Annotated in this window: 14 protein-coding genes; 12 read left to right on the forward strand and 2 right to left on the reverse strand. The window is 67.4% G+C overall.

Annotated features, from left to right (window positions below; genetic code table 11):
- Positions 1–83: 83 nt before the first annotated feature.
- Together E2E30_RS02270 and E2E30_RS02275 are read left to right on the forward strand one after the other, a co-directional pair.
- Complete coding sequence (locus E2E30_RS02270) at positions 84–2,168, forward strand: tetratricopeptide repeat-containing sulfotransferase family protein (protein WP_240699013.1); 2,085 nt, start codon at positions 84–86, stop codon at positions 2,166–2,168.
- Between the two features lie 132 nt (positions 2,169–2,300).
- The gene (locus E2E30_RS02275; protein ID WP_133186861.1) at positions 2,301–4,838 is read left to right on the forward strand and encodes a TonB-dependent receptor; all 2,538 of its coding nucleotides are present in this window, start codon (positions 2,301–2,303) and stop codon (positions 4,836–4,838) included.
- 138 nt (positions 4,839–4,976) lie between these two features.
- Here E2E30_RS02275 and E2E30_RS02280 read toward each other — a convergent pair whose 3' ends face one another.
- Positions 4,977–6,278: a spinster family MFS transporter gene (locus E2E30_RS02280; protein WP_133186863.1), complete on the reverse strand. Its 1,302-nt coding sequence runs from the start codon at positions 6,276–6,278 to the stop codon at positions 4,977–4,979.
- 250 nt (positions 6,279–6,528) lie between these two features.
- Between E2E30_RS02280 and E2E30_RS02285 the strand changes: the two genes are divergently transcribed.
- The 8 genes from E2E30_RS02285 (at position 6,529) to E2E30_RS02320 (ending at position 17,723) form a co-directional block, all read left to right on the forward strand.
- Complete coding sequence (locus tag E2E30_RS02285) at positions 6,529–7,431, forward strand: LysR family transcriptional regulator (protein ID WP_133186865.1); 903 nt, start codon at positions 6,529–6,531, stop codon at positions 7,429–7,431.
- 52 nt (positions 7,432–7,483) lie between these two features.
- The gene (locus E2E30_RS02290) at positions 7,484–9,841 is read left to right on the forward strand and encodes a transketolase (RefSeq protein WP_133186867.1); all 2,358 of its coding nucleotides are present in this window, start codon (positions 7,484–7,486) and stop codon (positions 9,839–9,841) included.
- Between the two features lie 27 nt (positions 9,842–9,868).
- A complete protein-coding gene (locus tag E2E30_RS02295) occupies positions 9,869–11,158 on the forward strand; it encodes an N-succinylarginine dihydrolase (protein ID WP_133186869.1) in 1,290 nt (429 codons plus the stop codon).
- Positions 11,155–12,621 (forward strand): hypothetical protein, encoded by a 1,467-nt coding sequence (locus E2E30_RS02300; RefSeq protein WP_133186871.1) that lies wholly within the window; start codon positions 11,155–11,157, stop codon positions 12,619–12,621. Before E2E30_RS02295 ends, E2E30_RS02300 begins: the two co-directional genes overlap by 4 nt.
- Before the next feature lie 272 nt (positions 12,622–12,893).
- Entirely contained in the window at positions 12,894–13,766 is an 873-nt protein-coding gene (locus E2E30_RS02305; protein WP_206365626.1) for a glycosyltransferase, read from the forward strand.
- A 94-nt stretch (positions 13,767–13,860) separates the two neighbouring features.
- Positions 13,861–14,421: an RNA polymerase sigma factor gene (locus tag E2E30_RS02310; protein WP_133186873.1), complete on the forward strand. Its 561-nt coding sequence runs from the start codon at positions 13,861–13,863 to the stop codon at positions 14,419–14,421.
- The gene (locus tag E2E30_RS02315) at positions 14,411–15,364 is read left to right on the forward strand and encodes a FecR family protein (RefSeq protein ID WP_133186875.1); all 954 of its coding nucleotides are present in this window, start codon (positions 14,411–14,413) and stop codon (positions 15,362–15,364) included. Before E2E30_RS02310 ends, E2E30_RS02315 begins: the two co-directional genes overlap by 11 nt.
- A complete protein-coding gene (locus tag E2E30_RS02320) occupies positions 15,288–17,723 on the forward strand; it encodes a TonB-dependent receptor (protein ID WP_335925460.1) in 2,436 nt (811 codons plus the stop codon). Before E2E30_RS02315 ends, E2E30_RS02320 begins: the two co-directional genes overlap by 77 nt.
- Positions 17,724–17,727: 4 nt before the next feature.
- Here E2E30_RS02320 and E2E30_RS02325 read toward each other — a convergent pair whose 3' ends face one another.
- Positions 17,728–19,935, reverse strand: a complete 2,208-nt coding sequence (locus tag E2E30_RS02325; protein ID WP_133186877.1) for a penicillin acylase family protein — start codon at positions 19,933–19,935, stop codon at positions 17,728–17,730.
- Positions 19,936–19,990: 55 nt separating this feature from the next.
- Here E2E30_RS02325 and E2E30_RS02330 point away from each other — a divergent pair, with 55 nt between their 5' ends.
- Both E2E30_RS02330 and E2E30_RS02335 read left to right on the forward strand, forming a co-directional pair.
- Positions 19,991–21,259, forward strand: a complete 1,269-nt coding sequence (locus E2E30_RS02330; protein ID WP_133186879.1) for a metal-dependent hydrolase family protein — start codon at positions 19,991–19,993, stop codon at positions 21,257–21,259.
- Positions 21,260–21,464: 205 nt separating this feature from the next.
- A complete protein-coding gene (locus E2E30_RS02335; RefSeq protein ID WP_133186881.1) occupies positions 21,465–22,667 on the forward strand; it encodes an efflux RND transporter periplasmic adaptor subunit in 1,203 nt (400 codons plus the stop codon).

Raw genomic sequence — 22,667 nt, forward strand, 5'->3', positions numbered from 1 at the left:
ATTTATTTCTGAGGACTAAATTTAAACTAATCTATTATAAGTTTTCCCGCAGTTTCAACCGGTGCCAAGGGCGGGTCAAATCCGTGGCGGCTCTGCGCCTTGGCGGCGGGAGCCGTCTCGCGTTCGATGGATTTGGCGCGGCGGTACGGCTAGGCTCGCCGAACGGTATCGCAGCGGGGACCAAGCGGCTGGACAATTCGACGATGCAATCCGCGCTGGCGGACGCCAAGCGCTTGCTGGGTCACGATCCTCTAGCAGCGCTCGCTCGTGTCGACGGCGTCTTGGCGGGGGGACGTGATTCGGTTGAAGCGCGCGTCCTGTTGGGCGCGGCGCTGCGCCGGGTCGGAAAGATCCGCGAGGCGCGCGATGTGTTGGCACCGCTCGCCGCCGCCATGCCGCAGGCGTGGGGGACTCATTACGAGTTCGGCATGGCGCTTGCCGCACTGGGGGCGGGGGAGGCCGCCGCCGATGCGCTCGACCAGGCCACGCGCGCCAATCCGCAATCCTCGCTCGCATGGCACGCGCTTGGCGACCAGTTGCTGCTGCTCGGGCGCCCGATCGAGGCGAATGCAGCGCAGGCGCTGATGGTGCCTGGCTGCGTCGCCGATCGCGCACTCGGCGATGCGGCTGCGGCGTTCTTCGAGCGGCGCGATACGGCGGCGCGCGGCGCGCTCCAGCGGCGGTTCGGGATCGATCTCAACGATCTCGGCGCGGTGCGCCTGCTGTCCGATATCGGGCTGCGGCAGGGAAATTTCGCGGCGGTCGTGGACTTGCTGGACCAGGCGCGCCGCGTTGCGCCCGACTTCGTCCCCGCACAGTTCGCACACGCGATCGCGCTTCACCGGCTCGAGCGTGGGCAAGAGGCGCTTGCGGCGATCCATCTCGCGCTCAAGGCGCGGCCGGGTCTTGCGGCTTTCCTTTTGCTCGAAGCGGCAATCCACATGCAGCTGGGCGATGCGGCCGCGGCGGTCCGTGCCTATCAGGCGGTCCTGGCGGCGACGCCCGACGATGCCGAGGCCTGGCATGCGTTCGGCCATGCGCTCCGCGCGGTTGGCCGGCAGGACGAGGCAGTCGCCGCCTACCGCCGTGCGGTCGCACTCCGGCCGGGCTACGGCGAAGCATATTGGAGCCTCGCCAACCTCAAGACCGTCCGCTTCGACAGCACCGAGGTCGCGCACATGCTCGCGCTTCCGGCGGAGGCGAGCCCCGATCCGGCCGATCGCGCGTATCTCGACTTCGCCTTGGGCAAGGCGCTCGAGGACGAGGCACGCTACGCCGAGTCGTTCGTCCACTATGCTCGCGGCAATGCTGCGCGCGCCGCGCTCGAGCCGCATGACGCCGCAGCGTTGCATCGCTTCGTGACCGACTCGATCGCGGCGTTCGACGCCGATCTGTTCCGCCGCAACGCGACGGCGGGGTGCGCGGAGGCCGGGCCGATCTTCGTGCTCGGCATGCCACGGTCGGGATCGACGCTGGTCGAGCAGATCCTCGCCAGCCACAGCGCGGTCGACGGCGCGTCCGAACTGCCCGACATCACCACGCTCGCGCGCGAACTGGCGCAGCGCCACCCGGGCTATCCGTCGTCGATCGCGCACGTTCCCGAAGCCGCCTTTGCCGCGCTCGGCACCGCGTATCTCGAGCGCACCGCGGTCCACCGCGCTGGCAAGCCGTGGCTGGTCGACAAGTTTCCGGGCAACTTCCTCCACACCGGGCTGATCCACCTGATGCTGCCGGGCGCGCGGATCATCGATATCCGGCGCGATCCGATGGCGTGCTGCTTCTCGCTGTTCAAACAGGCGTTCGCGCGCGGGCAGGCCTATAGCTACGACCTCGGCGATCTCGGGCGATATTACGCCGATTACGTCGCGCTGATGGCGCATTTCGATGCGGTGCTGCCGGGCCGGGTATACCGCATCGACTATGAGGCGCTCATCGACGATCCCGAGACCGAAATCCGCCGTCTGCTCGCCTATTGCGGGCTGCCGTTCGAGCCGCAGTGCCTGCGCTTCTTCGAGAGCGAGCGGACCGTCCGCACGCCGAGCTCGGAACAGGTCCGCCAGCCGATCAATCGCGACGGCCTCGACCAGTGGCGTCATTTCGAAGCGTGGCTCGCCCCGCTCGTCGATGCGCTCGGACCGCTTGCCAAGGCGACCGCCAATCGGCATTGATGCCTAAATTGGATGCCCCTATCCGATTTTTGATATCGAACGGGGATCAAGGACAGCGTCGAAGGCATCGGCCGGCAATGGCTTGCACGACGGCTGCCTTGGTGGGGCAGCTGGGTTGCAAAGGGGACTTTCGTGGTGAATCTTTCTGTCGGTCACAGCGTTTCGGCGCGTCCTGCGCGGATCGTCGCGCGGCTCATGGCGTCGGGGGCAGCGCTTGCGCTGATCGCGCCGGGCATCGCGCGCGCCGCGCCCGAGCCGCAGGCGCCTGCCGATGCGCCGCAAGCCGCGCCGCAAAGCGAAGGACTCAACGATATCGTCGTCACCGCGACGCGTTCGGGCGCGCAATCGCTGCAGAAGGTGCCGATCGCGGTGTCAGTGGTGAACGTCGACCAGATCACCAAATCGGGGCAGGGCAATCTGTCCGATCTCGCGAAGTTCACGCCGTCGCTCGTCATCACCGAGGGCGCGCCGGGGTTCAACAAGTTCAACCTGCGCGGGCTTGCGACGGGCGGCTATGTCACCTCGGATACGTCGGATCGCCCACTCGTCGCGGTCTATCTCGACGATACGCCGATCTCGGTGCAGGGCCAGACGCCCGACCTCAAGGTCTATGATCTCGACCGCGTCGAAGTGCTGCGCGGGCCGCAGGGCACGCTGTTCGGCGCGGGCTCGATGGCGGGCACGGTGCGCTTCGTGACGGCCAAGCCCGATGCGCGCAGCGTCTTCGGCACCGCCGAAGCGAGCGGATCGACCACCGAATATGGCGCTGGCAGCTATAACGTCCGCGGGATGGTCAACATCCCGCTGATCAAGGATGAGCTCGCGGTTCGCGGCAACATCTTCGTCGGCAACGATGGCGGCTTCATCGACAATATCGGCCAGCACCGCGTCGACAACGCCAACAGCAACCGCTCGACGCAGGGCCGTGTCGCGGTCCGCTGGACGCCGACCGACAAGCTGACCGTCGACGGCAGCTTCACTTATGAAAACAGCCGTGCCAAGGGCCTCAACACCGGACTCGATGGGCTGAAACCGTATCAGTACGAGAGCAACGGGGCCGAGGGCACGCGCGATCTGTTCAAGCTCTACACCGGCGGGTTCGATTATGACGCGGGCTTCGCCAATTTGATCGTGACCGGCGCCTATACCGACCGCAAGATCGGCTTCAACGCGAGCCCCGATCCGCAGATCGGCTATTACTTCGCCAATTATTACGCGCCCTATACCGGCGCGGGGAAGTATCCGCTCTACGCTCCGCCCGCACGCTACGACCATGCGGTCACGAGCCTGATCCCGGCCGAGAACTATACGATCAACCAGAAGCTGAACGACTTCATGGCCGAGGCGCGGCTCGTCTCGAAGAACGACGGCCCGGTCAAATGGACCGTCGGCGCGTTCTACGAGAAGCAGAACCGGCATCTGATCCAGGACATTCCGGTCGCCGGGTTCGACACGCTGTCGTACCAGAACGCCGCGTTCGGCCCGTTCGCGACTCCGACCGGCCGCTACGATTCGAAGACCGTCGACGGCGCGTTCAGCTCGAACGACATCTTCTCGGGGCTGCAAGACGTCAGCGAGCATCAGTTCGCCGCCTATGCCGACGGCACCTGGCACGTCACCGACCGGCTCGATCTGACCGCAGGCCTGCGCTACTTCAACTTCAAGGAGAGCTATTATCTCTACGAAGGCGGCGCGTTCGGCGTGCTGCTCGGCAAGGACGCGCAGGGGCGCACGACCGGCATCACCCAGTCGATCCGCTCGACGCTCAAGTCGAACGGCGTCAACCCGCGCGCCAACATTTCGTACAAGCTCAACGACAATGTGCTGATCTATGCCGAAGCCGCCAAGGGCTTCCGCTATGGCGGTGCGAACCAGCCGGTGCCGCTCGGCACCGCGGGGCTTGCCGGGCGCTGCACGACGCAGCTCAATTCATATGGCTATAGCGCGGCACCGGGAACGTTCGGGCCCGACAAATTGTGGAACTACACGATCGGCGAAAAGGCCAAGTTCGCGGGCGGGCGCGTGACGCTCAACGCGAGCGCCTATTACATCGATTGGTCCGACGTGCAGACGCGGTTGCGGCTCAACTGTTCGTATTTCTTCACCGACAACAAGGGCAAGATCGCGAGCAAGGGCGTCGAGCTCGAGGCGGCGGTCAAGGCGACGCGCAACATCACGCTCAACGGCAGCTTCTCGTTCAACGATTCGACCGCGCGTGGCGACATCCCGACGGTCGGCGCGTTCGACGGCGACCGCACGCCCTATTCACCGCGCGTGACCGCGTCGGCCGGCGCGTTCTACGATGCCGATCTCGGGCGCGGGTCGCTCCATCTGCAGGCGACGTACAAATATATCTCGTCGCAACAGACGACCTTCAACGACTTCTCGACCACCCTCGACCCGACGTCCAAGAAGCTGATCGTCGACCGCGCGAGCAATGGCGGGCGTAGCCAGACTTATGCGGTGATCCCAGAGAGCCACAATGCCAGCGCGTCGATCGCCTATGACATCGGCAATTACGAGTTCGGCATCTTCGGCAACAATCTGTTCGACGGCGTCAAGGTGGTCGATATCCAGCGCGCGACCTATTACGCGATCTACCAGGCCGGCTCGCGGGTGACGTACGCGCGGCCACGCACGATCGGGGTGCGCGCGAAGGTGAAGTTCTAATTCTCCCACGTCACCCCGGCCTTGTGCCGGGGCCCACCGGGCGGCACGCGCTTACGGCGTAGCACGCGCGGCACGGTGGACCCCGGCACAAGGCCGGGGTGACGTGGTGGCGCGTGACCACCGCCTTTCGTGCTTGCCTCAAGCGGTAACGGTCGTCCCCTGGATCCGTGCATCGTCGGCGGCATAGGTCCGCACGCTCGTCCAGTAATGATACGCCGCCCAGAAGCCGGTCAGCGACAGCGCCAGCAGCGCATATCGCAGCGACTCGGCATTGCTGCCGAGCCGCCCGGCAAGCGTGTCACTGAGCCAGCCGACCGCGGTCGGCGCGATGATGAGATTGGCGACATTGGCGGTGAGCAGGCTGATCGCCATCCCCTGCGCGCGCATGTTGGCGGGCAGGAAGTTGAGCAGCAGCGCCATCGTCGGGCCAACATAGAGATAGATCGCGGGCACGACGATCCACAGCATCGCGGTCGCCAGGCTGAGCGAGTGCGTCCAGTAGATGACGAACGACGGGATCGTCGACAGCGCGACAATTGCGGCGAGGCCGTAAGCGATGCGCTTCGGGTCCTGCATCTGCGGCAGCGCGAGGATCGCGCCGGTGGCGATCGTCGCAGCGGTCCCCGCCCAGAAATAGATCGTCCCGAGCCGCGCGCCCGCCTCGGCGGTCGACAGGCCATAGGCGCGCTCGAAATAGGTCTGCGTCCAGAACAGCAGACCCCAACCCCACAGGCAGATCACCGTGCCCGCCGCGTTGATGTGCCACGCCGAGCGTTGCGACCAGAGGAAGGCGCAGGTCTCGCGGAAGGTCGCGCTCGGCACCTTGGCTTCGCTGATCCGCTCGAACCGCCCGCGCACCGGCTCGCGCACGCTCAGCAGGATGATCAGACCGAACACCACGCCGGGGATGCCGAGCGCGATGAAGCCCGCGCGCCAGCTGTGGAAATGCTCGACGATCGCACCTGCGACGCTCGACCCGAGCCACGCGCCGAGCGGCAGCCCGAGCGCGTAGACCGTCAGCGCGAACGCGCGTTGCCGACGCGGGAAATTATCGGCGACGATCGAGGTCGAGGGCGGGGTGCCGCCCGCCTCGCCGACGCCGACCGCGATCCGCGCGACGAGGAACTGCCAGTAATTCTGGGTGAGCCCGAGCACCGCAGTCGCCGCCGACCACAGGATGATCGCCGCGGCGACGATGTTGCGGCGGTTGGCGTGGTCGGCCAGCCGCGCGATCGGCAGCCCGACGAAGATGTAGAAGAAGGCGAGCGACACGCCGGTCAGCCATGCGACGCCCGAATCGGACAAGCCGAATTCCTTGCGGATCGGCTCGAGCACGGTCGACACGACATAGCGGTCGGCAATGTTGAGCGCGTAGACGAGCCCGAGCACGAGCACGACATACCAGCGCGCCGATTCGAGCCGCGGTGTCGTCGTCATCATTCTGGGCCCCATCTTTTCGTCGTCCGTCACGCCTTGCGGGCTGTCACGCGAGCGCGCCGCAAGATCGACCTTCGTAGCGGCGGAAGCGCGTGGCAGATAGACCTTGCGCACCCTCCCGGACCGATCGGCGCGGTGCGACGCCGTTGCATCGCGTGGCGAAACGCGCTTGGTATTTCGCCACGGCATGGCCCGCATCGCTCAGGAGTTCGCTATTCCTCGCTCATCCCCGGACAATCGGCGCTGGCTCCCGTTGAACGCGCTCCGCGCGTTCGATGCGGTCGGCCAGCGGTTGAGCTTCACCGCCGGCGCGCAGGCGCTCGACGTCTCGCAAAGCGCGGTGAGCCGGCACGTCATCAGCCTCGAGGAGCAGCTCGGCCACAAACTGTTCGACCGCTCGGGGCCGACACTCGCGCTGACCGCGGCGGGGCGCACGCTGTTGCCCGAAGTGCGCAAGGCGTTCGACCGGATCGAACAGACGATGGATGCGATCAGCGGCAATCCCGACACCAGCCGCCCGATCCGCCTCCACATCCCGCCGACGCTATTGCAGCAAGTCGCGATGCCGATGATCCAGGCGTTCCACGCCGAGCATCCCGCGATCCGGATCGACATTTCGAGCTCGCCCGCGGTCGGCCTGCCGAGCGGCGAGACCGACATGGCGATCGTGTTCGACCGGCCCAACATCGATGATCGCGTGACCGATCTGCTGTGGATGGTGCGCGTCGCGCCGGTCTGCTCGCCGCAGGTGGCGCAGCGCAACGCGGGCAAGACGCTCGAGCAGTTCCTGGCGGACAATCCGCTGCTCCACGTCAAGCTCGAGGGGCAACCGCGCGGGCTGTTGTGGAGCACTTTTGCGAATCAATGCCGGATCAGCCTCGACGTCGAGCGCGGGCTCGCCTTCGACGCGAATGCGCTCGCGGTCGGCTATGCGATACATTCGGACGGCGTTGCGCTCGCCGATATCGACATGTTCGCGCCCGAAATCGCCGCCGGACGGCTCGTTTTGCCGTACGACAGCGTGATCAACGACGGCTTTGGCTATTACCTCAAATTGCGCGCGGAGGATCTTGCCGATCCGACGATCAGCCTGGTGCGCAGCTGGTTGATCGCACAATTCGCCGCGCGCCAGGGGGTACCCGTCGCCGCGGGATGACGCCGCGCCAAAAGGGGCCTCGCGGTCGCGCGCCAATCGGCTATGGGGCGGCATGGATATGATCGCTACCCCGCCGGCGCACCCCGCCGATCCCGCCACCATCGCCGTGCTCGAGACGATCGAGACGCGGCTGCGCTGGCTGTCGTCGTGGACGATCCACAACGCCAACCATCTGCGCGACAGCCGCGACGGGCTGAAGGTCGGCGGGCATCAAGCGAGCTGCGCGTCGATCACCGCGATCATGACCGCGCTCTATTTCGGCGCGCTGCGCCCGAACGACAAGGTCGCGGTCAAGCCGCATGCCGGGCCGGTGCTGCACGCGATTCACTATATGCTCGGCCAGCAAAGCCAGGACGCGCTCGAACGCTATCGCGGGATGGGCGGCGCGCAGAGCTATCCGAGCCGCACCAAGGATTCGATCCCGGTCGATTTCTCGACGGGCTCGGTCGGATTGGGCGTCGCGATCACCGCGTTTGCCTCGCTGATCCAGGATTATCTGATCGCGCATGGCGAGATGGCCGAGGCCGATGCGGGCCGGATGATCGCGCTGATGGGCGATGCCGAGCTCGACGAGGGCAATATCTACGAATGCCTGATCGAGGCCTATAAGCACGACATCCGCAATTGCTGGTGGATCGTCGATTACAACCGCCAGTCGCTCGACAGCACGACGGCGGACCGCATGTTCCGCCGCTTCGACGATATCTTCGAGACGTGTGGCTGGCGCGTCGAGACGCTCAAGCACGGCAAGAAGCAGCGCGAGGTGTTTGCGCAGGCCGGCGGGCAAGCGATCGCCGACTGGATCGACGCGTGCCCCAATGCCGAGTTTGCGGCGCTGACGTATCAGGGCGGGGCTGCCTGGCGCGCGCGGTTGAACGCCGATCTGGCCGGGCAAAGCGAAACGCTCGCGCTCATCGCGGCGCAGGACGATGCGGCGCTTGCGGCGCTGATGACCAATCTCGGCGGGCATTGCATCGCGACCTTGCTCGAGGCGTTCGCGCGCTGCGACGATGACGTGCCGACGCTGTTCATCGCCTATACCGTCAAGGGCTACGGGCTGCCGTTTGCGGGGCACAAGGACAACCATTCGGGGCTGATGAACCCCGGCCAGATCGCGCAATTGCGCGGCGACCTCGGCATCGTCGAGGGCGAGGAGTGGGCGCCGTATGGCGGGCTCGGCGACAATGCCGCCGCTTCGGCGCGCGCGGTGGTCGAGGCAAGTGCGCTGGCACAGGCGGCCACGGCGAAACCGGCGCAGGCGGTGGCGGTCCCCGAGCGCCTGCCGGTGCCCGATGGGGCCGAGCTCTCGACCCAAGCGGCGTTCGGGCGGATCCTGCTCGATCTCGCCAAATCGGGGCATCCGCTCGCCGACCGGATCGTCACCACCTCGCCCGACGTGACCGTCTCGACCAATCTCGGCGCGTTCGTGAACCAGCGCGGGCTGTTCCGCCGGCAGGAGCTGAAGGACGTCTTTTCCGCCGCGCGCATCCCGACCGCGCAGAAATGGGCGGGGCACGGCGCGGGGCAGCATATCGAGCTGGGCATTGCCGAGAACAATCTGTTCCTGATGCTCGCGGCGCTTGGGCTTGCGGCGCCGCTGTTCGGCACGCGGCTGATGCCGATCGGCACGGTGTACGATCCGTTCATCGCGCGCGGGCTCGATGCGCTCAATTACGCTTGTTACCAGGATGCGCGCTTCCTGCTGGTGGCGACGCCGTCGGGGCTGACGCTCGGGCCCGAGGGCGGGGCGCACCAGTCGATCAACTCGCCGCTGATCGGGATCGGTCAGCCGGGGCTCACCTATTTCGAGCCCGCCTTCGCCGACGAACTCGCGCTGATCATGCGCTGGGCCTTCGCGCACATGCAGGCGGAGGACGGTGGCTCGGTCTATCTGCGGCTGACGACGCGCGCGATTGCGCAGATCGAGCGGGCCGACGATGGCTGGCAGGACGATGCGCTGCGCGGCGGCTATTGGCTGAAAGCACCCTCCGGCGACGCCGACATCGCGATCGTCTTCACCGGCGCGGTGACACCCGAGGTGCTCGAAGCGGCTGCCCTGCTCGCCGACGACGTGCCGGGTCTGGGGCTGCTGATGGTGACGTCGCCCGATCTGCTGCATCGCGGCTGGTCGGCGCGGCACGCCGGGCGCTGGACCGGGGCGGGCGCGTCGAGCCATGCCGACACGCTGCTCGGCGCGCTCGCGCCGCACGCCAAGCTTGTCACGATCATCGACGGCGCGCCGTCGACGCTGTCGTGGCTCGGCAGCGTGCGCGGGATGCGCGTGAGCCCGCTCGGCACCGATCGCTTCGGCCAGACGGGTGATCTGCCAGATCTGTTCCGCGCGTATCGGCTCGATGCCGAGGCGATCGTCGATGCGGTCGCCGAGCTGTGCCTCGGGCCAGTGGATTAGCGGCGGCGATTGCGGTAGCTGCCGAGCATGCGCGAGATCAATTTCGACGGGCTGGTCGGGCCGAGCCACAATTATGCCGGGCTGTCGTTCGGCAACATCGCTTCGGCGAGCAATGCCGGCGCGGTGTCCTCGCCGCGCGCGGCGGCGCTGCAGGGCGTCGCCAAGATGCGCCACATGCTGGCGCTCGGCTTGCCGCAAGGTCTGTTGCTGCCGCACGATCGGCCCGATGCGACGTGGCTGCGCCAGCTCGGCTTTGCCGGCGACGACGATGCCGTCCTCGCTGCGGCATGGCGCGAGGATCCGGGGCTGCTGCGCAACGTGATGGCTGCATCGGCGATGTGGACCGCCAATGCCGGCACCGTCTCGCCCGCGCCCGATACCGGCGACGGCCGCTGCCACATCTCGGTCGCCAATCTCTCGACGATGCTCCACCGCAGCCTCGAAGCGCCACAGACCGCGCGGCAGCTGCGCCTCGCCTTTGGCGACACGCGCCACTTCGCGGTGTACGACGCGCTGCCGTCCCCGCTCGGCGACGAGGGGGCGGCGAACTTCATGCGGATGGCGCCGCGCCACGCTGCGCGCGGGATCGAGCTGTTCGTCTATGGCGTGCGCCAGGAGAGCGGCTTTCCCGCGCGCCAGAACCGCACCGCGAGTGCGGCGGTCGCGCGACGCCATGGGCTCGATCCCGCCGACACGCTGCTCGTCCAGCAAAGCGCCGCTGCGATCGCCGCGGGCGCGTTCCACAACGATGTCGTCGCGGTCGCCAACGAAACCGTGCTGTTCACGCACGAGCAGGCGTTCGAGGATCCGGCATCTGTCTATGCCTTCATCCGCGGCCGATTGCCCGAGGCGATCATCCTCGAAGTGCCCGCGGCGCAAGTGTCGCTCGAGGCGGCGATCCGATCGTATCTGTTCAACTCGCAGCTGGTGACCCTGCCCGACGGTGCGATGGCGCTGATCGTGCCGGGCGAGTGCCGCGAAGTGCCGGCGGTGTGGGCCTGGCTGCAGACGATGCTCGCGGGCAATGGGCCGATCCGCTCGGTCGAGGCGCTCGATCTGCGCGAGTCGATGCGCAATGGCGGCGGGCCGGCGTGCCTGCGGCTGCGCGTCGCGGTGGATGATGCGGCCTATGCGGCGATCGACCCGCGCTTCCTGCTCGACCCGGCGCGCTGCGATCTGCTCGCCGACCTGATTGAGCGGCATTGGCCCGAACGGATCGCGCCCGACGATCTCGGCGACCCGGCGATGTGGCGGCAGTGCCGTGCGGCACGAGCTGCACTGCTCGCCGGACTTGGCTTCGGAGCCGGCGAGCTTTGAGCCTCGCCGAGCGGCTGCGTTCGGTGGCTCCGTTGCTGGTGCTCGGGCTACTCGCGCTTGCGCTGCGCGGCGCCGATTTCGGCAATCCGATCATCCACACCGACGAGCAATATTATGCGCTGGTCGGCAGCCGGATGTGGCACGGCGCGCTGCCGTATATCGACCTGTGGGACCGCAAGCCGATCGGGCTGTTCCTGATCTATGCCGCGACACGGCTCCTGCCGGGCGACGGGATCGTCGCCTATCAAGGCGTCGCGCTGCTTTTTGCGGTGGGAGCGGCCTGCGCGATCGGCCGCGCGGCGCGGATCGCGGGGGCGAATGCAGCGGGCGCGCTGATTGCGGGGGCGGCGTACCTCGTATGGCTGCCAATGCTCAGCGGCCGCGCCGGGCAGTCGCCGGTGTTCTTCAACCTGTTCATGGCGCTCGGCGCGGTCCTGCTGCTGCGGCTCCCGGCGCTTGCGGAGCGACGCGACGCGCGTGCGATCGTCTGGAGCGGGGCGGGGGCATGCCTGCTCGCCGGGCTGGCGATCCAGACCAAATACACGCCTGCGGTTGAGGGTGCGCTGTTCGGTCTCGCGCATCTCTTCTATTTGCGGCGCGCCGGCGCAAAGCTCGGCATGCTCGGAGCGGCGGGGCTGGTGTGGCTGGCGCTCGGGCTTGCTCCGACGCTCGCGGCGATCGGCTTTTACTGGCAGCTCGGCCCCGCGGGCTTCCGCGCGTTCTGGTACGATAATTTTACCTCGATCTTCGCGCGCGGCCATTACAGCTATCCGATCGACCTCACGCTGCGCCGGCTCGCCGGGATCAGCGCGCAACTCCTGCTGCTCGTGCTGTGTGCCGCCACGGCGCTGCGGCGCGATTGGCAGCGGCCCGAAATCCGCCTAGCGGCAGCGTGGCTCGGCGCTGCGCTCGTGCCGTTCGTGCTGCTCGGCGTGTTCTTCGATCATTATGCGCTGCCCTTGCTGCCACCCCTACTGACGCTGGCGGCGGTGACGTTCGGGCGGCATCGCCGGATCGCGCTCGCGATCGTTGCCGCCGGGCTCACCGTCTTCGCGGTCGAGGCGGCGATCCGCCCCGACGACGCGCCCGGCGTCCGTGCGCTGGCGCGCGTGGTGAAGGCCAATAGCGGACACGAATGCCCCTATGTCTTCATCGGCGACGCGATCGTCTATCAACTCGCGGATGCCTGCATCCCGACCGCTTATGCCTTCCCCTCGACGCTCGCTTATGCGCCCGAGCGAGGCGCGACGGGGATCGACGAGGCCGCCGAGGTCCGTCGTATCCTCGCGCACCGTCCGCCGGTGATCGTCAGCGCCAGTCGCCCGCTGGCCGAGTGGAACGAGCAGAGCCATGCCGCGGTCGAGGCAGCGCTTGCGCGCGATTATCGGCCGGTGTTCGGCACGCACCGGAACGACTATCGCGCAGTCGTCTATCTGCGCAACGATCGTCCCTTCCGACGGTGATCGCACGCCTGACGTAAGAAAAAGTTCCGCAGCGCAATATTTTCCGTCCGGTTATCCGGCATCGGTATCGTTCTGTTAACGAGGAGATCTCGTTTGCCGATGCCGACCGCGAACCAGTTTATGGGACTTAACGCCCGTATCGCGTCCGGCATCGTGTGCGGTTGGCCGGGGGGCGGCCGCATTATCGCAAACCGAGCGCGGGCCATTCCGGCGATCCGCGCTCTCTCCGCTTCTTTCTAAGACCGTCTGACAGACGCTTACAGGAAACGGCCATGTTGCTCGAATCGCAATACTATCCCGAGTGGGGAGCTCCGGGTCAGCGTCCGGCCGCGACCGCTTTGCCGCGCTGGAGCGTTCTGATCCCGTTCTTCAACGAACGCGATTTCCTTGACGGCACGCTCGCCAGCCTCGCTGCGCAGGACGTGCCGTTCGAACTGATCCTGATCGACAATGGGTCGACCGACGGCAGCGGCGCGGTCGCTGCGGCGACGTGCCGCCGGCTCGGTCTCGCCTTCACGCTGTTGGTCGAGCGGCGCCCCGGCAAGGTCAACGCGCTCCAGACGGGCGTCCAGCGCGCCCGCACGCGGTTCGTCGCGACGTGCGACGCCGATACGCTGTATCCGGTCGACTATCTGCGCCAAGCCGCGCGTCTGCTCGAAACCGGCGCAGTCGCGGGCGGCGCCTATTTCGTCACGCCGACTGCAACGGAGCAGGATCATGTCGAGGCCGCCAAGCGCATGGCGCGCGCGGCACGGCTGTTTCCCGCGCAATGCCACACGGGTGGGGCAGGGCAGGTGTTCCGCACCGACGTGTTGCGCCGTGCGGGGCAGTTCGATGCGCTGCGCTGGGGCTACGTGCTCGAGGATCACGAGATCATGCACCGCATGGCGAAGTTCGGGCGGCTGGCATATGGCGAAGGCCTGTGGTGCGCGCCCTCGCCGCGCCCGCGCGACCGCGAGTCGATCCGCTGGACGCTCGCCGAGCGGATTCTCTATCACGCGACGCCTGAGCCCGCGCGCGACTGGTTCTTTTATCATTTTCTTGCGCGCCGCCTTGCCGCCCGGCGCCTGTCGAGCGATCGCATTCGCGAACGGCACTTCTACGCCGAGCCCGACTGCGCCGTCATGCTGCAAAAAGCCGCATAATCGGACGCTACCGGACTGGCCGCGTGGCACGGGGGTTGCGGGCGGGGACGTTCGGCGCTTTAGGCTATAGTATGTTGCAAACCCCAGCGATTCGGTGACCGAAAGCGGTCTCAAGGCCGTCTTTTTGGCCGAGCAGCCGATGTTGCTGCGTTTGCTTGTCGCACGGCTCGGCAGTCGCGCCGATGCCGAGGACGCGCTGCAGGACATGTGGATCAAGCTCGACCAGCTGCCCACGTCGCAGCCCGTCGCGCAGCCCGCGGCCTATCTCTACCGCATGGCGTCGAACCACGCGTCCGACCGGCGAATTGCCGCAACGCGATCGGGCACGCGCGATACCGCGTGGATGGAGGTCCAGCCCGCCGCCGACGAACAGCCGACGATAGAGCGCGCCTTGCTCGACCGCGAACGGCTGACGCGGCTCGAGGGTGCATTGGCGGCGATGCCCGAGCGGATGCGCACCGCGCTTCGGTTGTACCGGCTCGAGGACGTGCCGCAAAAGGAGATCGCCGCGCGGCTCGGCATGACGTTGAGCGGGGTCGAGAAGCTGTTGCGACGCGCCGTCAAAGAAATACAAGCGTACAAGATCGCTAGCGAGGCGGATTCGGAAGCGCCACATCGTCTACCCAGCGAAGGGGAATCGAATCGTGACCGCTGAAGCAGCGCACATCGTCGATCGCGCCATCGACTGGCAGATGCGCCAAGCCGATATGGACGATCAGGAATGGCATGCCTTCGTGGCATGGCTCGAGGAAGATCCTGCGCATGCGCGCGCGTTCGACGCTGTCGCGCTCGATATGGCGCTGCTCGCCGATCATCCCGAACTGTATCCCGCCGATCCTGTCGTGGCACCGATCGAGGTTCCGATTGTCGCGTCGCCGCGGCGCCGTGTCTGGGCCTGGGCAGGCGGCGGCGTGGCTGTCGCGGCCGCAGCGTGCCTGACGCTGGTGCTCGTGCCCGCCGGCGGTGGGCCCGCCCCCTATGCGATCGAGACGAAACCCGGCCAGCGGCAGGACATCGCGCTCAACGATGGCACGCGGATCGAGCTCAACGGTGCCAGCCGCTTGGTTCTCGATCACAACAATCCGCGCATCGCGACGCTCGATTCGGGTGAGGCGACGTTCCACGTCCATCACGACGCGGGTGCGCCGTTCACCGTCCGCTCGGGCGCGCAGGTCGTCCAGGACGTCGGCACGGTGTTCAACGTCGAGCGCGACGGCAAGCGGCTCGACGTGCAGGTCGCCGAAGGATCGGTGCTGCTTCAGCCGCAGCGCGAGGCGGTGGCGTTGCGCGCGGGTGCGGCGGCGACGGTGCATGAGGATGTCGGCAGCATCGTGCTGTCGAAGGTCGATGTCGCCAAGGTCGGGGCGTGGCGCAGCGGTGCGATCGCGTTTGCGGGCGAGCCGTTCGGTCGCGTCGCGAGCGCGGTCAACCGGATCGACGGCGTCACGCTTTCGATCGACGCAAGCTTGTCGCAGCGTCCCTTTAGCGGCATGGTCCGCCTGACGGGGACGGCGGCGCGGGATGTTCCGCATCTGGCCGCATTGGTTGGGGCTGAGTGGCATCACGATGGCGAGCGATGGTCTATCTCGCCTAATTAAGAGTCTGCGCACCGCCGCTCCGTTTGCGCTCGCCGTCTGCACGGTGGTTGCGGCGCCGGCGATCGCGCAGAGCGTGCGGATCACGATCGCGTCCGAACCGCTCGATCGCGCGCTCACCTCGCTCGCGCGTCAGAGCGGGTTCGACATCATCAGTACCGAGCCGGGGCTCGCGCGGATCCAGGCACGCGCGGTGCGGGGGCAGATGGCGCCGCGCGAGGCGTTGCAGCGCTTGCTCGACGGGACGGGCTATCGCGCTGTCGCGATCGATGCGCGCAGCTACCGTGTCGTCCGCGCGCCCAGGACGGTCGGCGCGCTGATCCGGCGCGTCGCCGTCCGCAAGCACGCCGACGTGACCGAGCCAGGCGGCGACATCGTCGTCACGGCGAGCAAGCAGGGATCGACGCTGCTGCGTTTCCCGGGCAGCGCATTGCTGATCGGCGGGTTCGCGCCGGGATCGCTCGCCGCGCGATCGGTGACGATGGACGATGTCGCGCGCGATACCCCGGTGCTGCAGAACACCGAGCTCGGCGAGGGGCGCAACAAGATCTTCATCCGCGGGATCGCCGACAGCAGCTTCAACGGCCCGACGCAATCGACCGCGAGCCTCTATTTCGACGAAGTTCCGCTGGGTTTTGCGGGGCCCGAGCCGAGCCTCAACCTGTACGACATGAAAAGCGTCGAGGTGCTCGAGGGGCCGCAGGGTACGCTGTACGGATCGGGTGCGATCGGCGGGATCATCCACCTCGAGCCCAACCCGACCGACCTTGCCAAGACCGCGGCATCGCTTAGCGCCGGCGTGACGCTGACGCAGGGCGGCGCGGCGGGCTATGATGCCGCGGGTATGGTCAATCTGCCGATCCTGAAAGATCGCATCGGCTTGCGTGTGGTCGGCTATAGCGAGCGCGACGGCGGCTACATCACCGACTCGATGCGTCGGCTCGGCGACATCAACCGCGCCGATCGGATCGGCGGCCGCGCGAGCCTGGTGATCGCGCCGGGCGATGGCTGGAGCATCGAGCTCGGCGCGCTCGGCCAGAAGATCGATGCCGCCGACGGGCAATATGCCGAGACGATGAGCGGACCGCTCGAGCGCCGCTCGGTGCTCGCGCAGCCCTATAGCAGCGATATCAAGCTCGCCCGCGGCGTGGTGCGCAAGCATTGGGACAGCGGTCTCGATCTGGTGTCGGCGACGGGTTACGTCGATCTTCGCACCTTCGACACGTTCGACGCCTCTCGCACGATCGGCGCGACCGGGCCGACCGTCTACACCACCGAGCAAAGCGACAAGCTGTTCGTCCAGGAAACGCGACTGTCGCGCGCGGTGCCCGACAAGATCGGCTGGCTGGTCGGCCTCGCCTTTCTCGAGGATCGCGATGTCCAGGCGCGCACGCTCGGCATGCCCAACCAGACTCGCGACATCATCGGCGTCAGCAACCGTACCGATAGCGTCTCGGTGTTCGGCGAGGCGAACTGGCCCGTTACCGAGCGGCTGACGGTAACTGGTGGCGCGCGCGTGACGGCGGCGCGGACCGATGGCGAGCCCTCGGTCACGCCGCGCAGCAACAGCTTCGTCAAGGGGCGCGCGACGCGGCGGATTGATCCGACGCTGGCGCTGTCATGGCTGGTCGGGCCGCGCCTTGCACTGTTTGCGCGCGTGCAGTCGGGCTATCGCACCGGCGGGCTGGCGGTTGCGAGCGGGGTCGGGCGCGTGCAGGATTTCGGCTCGGACTCGATCACGGTCGGCGAGCTTGGCTTACGCAAGCAACGCACCGGCGCGACCGGGCTGGAGCTCACGGTCGCAGCCTCGTACGCGCGCTGGCGCGACATCCAGGCGGATCTCTACACGCGGCGGGGCCAGCCCTACACCTCCAATATCGGCAATGCCGACATCATCGGGCTCGAAGCCACGGGGGACTGGGTGCCAGTGCGCGGGCTGCACGCCAATTTCGCCTTTCTCTACACGCACAACGTCGTCGACGGGCCGCTCGCGCAATCCTCGACCAAGGCCAATCGGCGTTTGCCCGAGACGCCGGCATTCGCTGGCAATGCCGGGCTGAGCTATCGTTGGACCCTGCGCGATGCGTCCATGTTGAGCATCGCGACGTCGGGGCGCTATGTCGGGCGATCGGTGCTGGGGACCGGGGATTTTCTCGACGTCAGCCAAGGCAATTACGCCGTGCTCGACGCGCAGATCGCGTGGCATTGGCACACGTTCGACGTGACGCTGGCGGGCGACAATCTGACGAACGCGACCGCCAATCGCTTCTCGCTCGGGAACCCGCTGATCCTCGCCTCGCGCCAGCAGACCACCCCGCTGCGCCCGCGCAACGTGCGTCTGGGCATGTCGGTCGCCTGGTAGCGGCTCAGCGGTCGCCCGGGCGATAGCGGCGTTCGATGTGCCCTGCGAGATCGTCGGGATAGAAATAGACCGGCCGCAACGCACCCGCGGCATAGCGCTTGGCTTGGTCGTTGAAATGCGGCGAGGCAGGGTCGCCGCTTTCACCGCCCGCGGTCACTGCCCAGGCGCGCAGCTTGGGGCCGAATTCGACCACCGCGACGAAGCTGTTGCCGCTCGAGCCATAGAGCTTGGTCGTGCCGGGATAGAATTTTGCGCCGAACGAAGCGAGGCTGCCCCATTGCGCCGAGGCGAAGGGGACCGGGATGCTCGGCTTGGCGTCGTCGAAGCGCGGCTGGATCGAATCGTCGAGTCGCTGGAAGCGGTTGATCCGGCCCCAACCGACGCGCCAGTCGCCAAAGTCGCGCGTCAGTTGGTCGACCGCCGCGCCGAGCGCATCGAGCTTGCCGCTGTCGGACACGCGCGTCGCGATGTAGCGCGGCACGTTGATCTGTTCGGAGAGGATGAAGCTGCCGACATCGCGCCACATCTGCCCGGCCCACAATATGCCGAGCGTGGTGGGGACCGAATCGGTGCCCCAGCGATTGTCCCAGCCGCGCAGCATCGCAATCGGCGCGGCGAGCTTCGCACGGCGCGGGTCGCGTGCCGGGAGCGCGTCATACGCCTTGACGAGCGGCGGGATCAGCGTCGCGAACGCAGGCATGTAGCTGTCATAGGCAGCCGTGATCAGCCGTTCGGGCGTGAAATCGTGGCGGTCGGTGAGCAGCAGGTCGGCGTGCACGCCGCGCTGATTCTCGCCCGCGCTGTCCATGTAGCGCGGATAGTCCTTCGCCTTGGGGCTGTCGGGCCCGGCAGCGCTCCACGGCCAGTCATTGGTGTTGCGCGCCCAGCCGACCTGCGGGTTGATCGCGTTAGGCAAGCTCGCGACGGTGTGCAGCCCATGCCAGTCGGTCGCGGGATCGGCGCCGTCGACGGGCTTGGAATAATCGAAGCGGTCGTCGCGCAACGGAACGAATTGCGGGCGGAGATAGGCGATCTCGCCCTTCGCGTCGGCGAACAGCGTGTCGTTCGACGAATTGGCCTTTCGCTCGGCGACCTTCATGTAGCTCGCGAGATCGTGCGCCTTGGTGCGCAGCCAGCTTTGCTCGAGCGCGGGGATCGGTTTCCACATCAGGCCTTGCGCGATCCATTTGCCGTTCTGTTCGGCGACGATCGGGCCGTGGTGCGAGGCAAAGGTGGTGAAACTGCGCGCCGCCATCGTTCCGTCGGGCTTGCGATAGGAGAGCGTCACCACCGAAGTCCGCAGCGGACGCATCGCCTTGCCGTAGCGATACGCGGCGGTCTTGCCCGAGCGGCTGATCTCCTCGGCGAAACTGTCGACGTTATCGACGCCCGACGAGGTGTGCATCCACCCGGCTTGCTCGTTGAAGCCCTGATAGATGAAGAACTGCCCCCAAGTCGACGCGCCGTACGCGTTCAGCCCTTCGCCGCTCGTCATCTGGAGTTCGGAGCGGAAATAGAAGCTGGTGTGCGGGTTGATCAGCAGCAGCGCGTGGCCGCCGACCGTGTTCTTCGGCGCGATCGCAATGCCGTTCGATCCGCGCGGTTCGCGCGGGAGCGGGCCGGTATCCTCCGACGCAATGGTGATCGGCCGGCCGCCATAGAAGGACGCGAGGTCGGACAGCGAGATCCGCTCGATATCGCCGCCGATGCTCCCCTCGGTGAAGGACAGGGCCATCCACGGCTCGAACCGCGTGAGGACCTTGGGGCGGACCTGCGGGTGTGTCGCGAGGTAATAGTTGAGCCCGTCGGCCCAGGCGGTCATCAGCGTCTGGAGATAGGCGGGGCTCGCCCGGTACTGCGCCTTGAGTGCGAGCGGATCTACATAGAGCCGCTGGCGCAGGTCGGCCCAGATCGCGCCTTCGCCCTCGGCCTCGGCGGTGCGCCCGAGCGCGGTCAGATAATTCGCCTCGATCCGGCTGAAATCGTCCTCGGCCTGCGCGTAGATCGCGCCGAACACTGCATCGGCATCGCTGCGCCCGACGACATGCGCGATCCCCCAGGTGTCGCGTGTGATCGTGACGCGCGTCGCCTCGGCGCGCCAGCGGGCCTGTTCGGGCTGGGGCGGGGCAGGGGCCGCAGCGACGGCCAGCGAGGGCGCGAGGAGTGCGGCAAGAGCGAACAGGTTGCGCGGGCGGCGGGCGAGTCTATCCATGGGCACACGCTATCGGGCATCGCTCGCGGCGACAATGTTGATGGGAGCCGCACCGATGAAATGGCCGATCGCCGCCCTTCTGTTCGCCCCGTTCGCGCTCGGCGGAGCCGCGCCCGAGCCTGTGGCGCCGCACGCGACGCTGCTACGCCCGGCAGCGGTGTTCGACGGAATCGACCCCGTCGCGCATCCCGGCTGGCAAGTGCTCGTCACGGGCGAGCGAATCACCGCGGTCGGCCCGGCGCTCGCGGTGCCGGCGGGGACCGAGACGATCGACTTGCCCGGCGACACGCTGATGCCTGGGATGATCGAAGGCCACGGCCACCTCTTTTTGCATCCCTATAACGAGACGAGCTGGGACGATCAGGTGCTCCACGAGCCGCTCGCGTTGCGCACCGCGCGCGCGGTCGCGCAAGCGGCGGCGTCGCTGCGCGCGGGCTTCACCACCGAGCGCGATCTCGGCACCGAGGGCGCTGGCTATGCCGATGTCGGGCTGCGCCAGGCGATCGCGGCCGGGATCGTGCCAGGCCCGCGGCTGCTCGTCGCGACGCGCGCGATCGTCGCCAAGGGGGCTTATGGCCCCAAGGGGTTCGAGCCCGGCCTCGTCATCCCGCAAGGCGCCGAGGAAGCCAGCGGGGTGGACGAGCTCGTGCGCGTCGTCCGGTCGCAGATCGCAGCGGGCGCCGACGTCATCAAACTCTACGGCGACTATCGCTGGGGGCCGGGCGAGCCGAGCCGCCCGACCTTTTCGGTCGCCGAGATGAAGGCTGCAGTGGAGGCGGCGCACGATGCCGGACGGACCGTCGCGGTTCACACTGCGACGCCTGAGGGGATGCGCCGCGCGATCGCCGCGGGGGCCGATACGATCGAGCACGGCTATGGCGGCACGCCCGAGATCTTCCGCGCGATGGCAGCACAGCACATCGCCTTGTGCCCGACGCTCGCCGCCTCCGATGCGGTCGCGCGCTATCGCGGCTGGCGCGGTGGCGATCCGGTGCCCGAAGCGGTCGCGCAGAGCCGCGCGTCGTTCGCGCTGGCGCGCGCGGCGGGCGTGCCGATCTGCATGGGCGGCGATGTCGGCGTCTTCGCGCATGGCGAGAATGCCCGCGAGATGGTGTTGATGGCCGCGGCAGGAATGTCCGCCGCGCAAGTGCTGATCGCCGCGACATCGGGCAACGCCCGCGCCTTCCATCTGAGCGACCGGGGCGCCGTGCGCGCCGGGCTGCTGGCGGACCTGATTGCCGTCAAAGGAAATCCGGTCGCAGCGGTGGATGCGGTGCAGCATGTCGCGTGGATCATGAAAAACGGCGCAATCGTAACGCTGTAGTTTTCGCCTCCCGGAAAAACCATTCCGTGACGATGAAACGTGTTGCCAATCGTGACAGGATGGAAACCAAGCGTTTCGCGCGGGCCTCTTGCAATGCAGCATTCATCGTCGCAGTTAGACGCTGATGGCCGTGAGTCCGCCCTTGAGAGCGGACCGCCTGGACGAGGGTGGACTGTAGCCGACCAGGTCGTAGGGATAGACGGAAATGATCAAGCCAACGAGCTCGGTTCGCTCGCTTTTGACGGTAGCCAGCCTTCTGGCGCTCGCCGCGTGTTCGAAGAGCGCGCCACCGCCGCCCCCCGCCCCACAGGTTACGGTTGCGCTCCCGCTGCAACGCGACATCGTCGATTGGGACGAATATGTCGGTCGCTTCGAGGCGATCCAGGATGTCGAGCTGCGTCCGCGCGTTTCGGGAACGATCGAAAAGGTGCTGTTCGCCAATGGCCAGCGCGTTCGCGCCGGCGAGGCGTTGTTCACGATCGATCCGCGTCCTTATGCCGCCACGCTCGCGCAGGCGCGTGCGCAGGTCGCCAAGGCGCAGGCCGCGCTGACCAACGCGCGCTCCGAGCTCGCGCGTGCCGACAAGCTGCTCGCCGCGCAGGCGATCAGCAAGGAAGAATATGAGACCAAGCTCGCGGCGGTGCGCAGCGGTCAGGCCGATCTCGGCGCGGCCAATGCCAACGTCACGACCGCGCAACTCAACCTCGGTTTCACCACGGTCCGCTCGCCGATCACCGGGATCGTGTCCGATCGCCGCGTCAGCAAGGGCAATTACGCGACCGACGCGACCACTGTGCTGACGCGCGTCGTCTCGACCGATCCGATCTGGTTCTCGTTCGACGGGGCCGAGAGTTTCTACCTCAAGTACCTCCGCCAGGCGAAGGCCGGCGAGCGTGGCTCGTCGCGCAACACGCCGAACCCGGTCGAAGTCCAGCTCGCCGACGAGAGCGGCTATCGCTGGCACGGCCGGATGGAATTCGTCGACAATGCGGTCGATCCCAATTCGGGGACGATCCGCGCGCATGCGGTGATCTCCAACCCCGACGGCTTCCTCACCCCCGGTCTGTTCGGCCGCGCGCGGCTGCTCGGCTCGGGCACCTATCATGCGATGCTCGTCCCCGACGAAGCGGTCGTCACCGACCAGACGCGCAAGCTCGTCTATGTCGTCGGCAAGGACGGCAAGGCAGTCCAGCGCCCGGTCGAGACCGGCCCGCAGGTTGAGGGGCTTCGCGTCATCAAGACCGGCCTCGCCGCCGGCGAGCATGTCGTGATCGAGGGCATCACCACGCTCCAGCCGGGGATGTCGGTCAAGGCGGTGCTGACCAAGATGAAGCCGCGCGCGGCGAACACCGCGCCGACCAGCCAGCCAGACACCGCGCCCCCCGCATCCGATGCGACTGCGAAGTAA

Origin of the sequence: Sphingomonas sp. AAP5 (assembly GCF_004354345.1) — a bacterium.
Lineage (GTDB): Bacteria > Pseudomonadota > Alphaproteobacteria > Sphingomonadales > Sphingomonadaceae > Sphingomonas > Sphingomonas glacialis.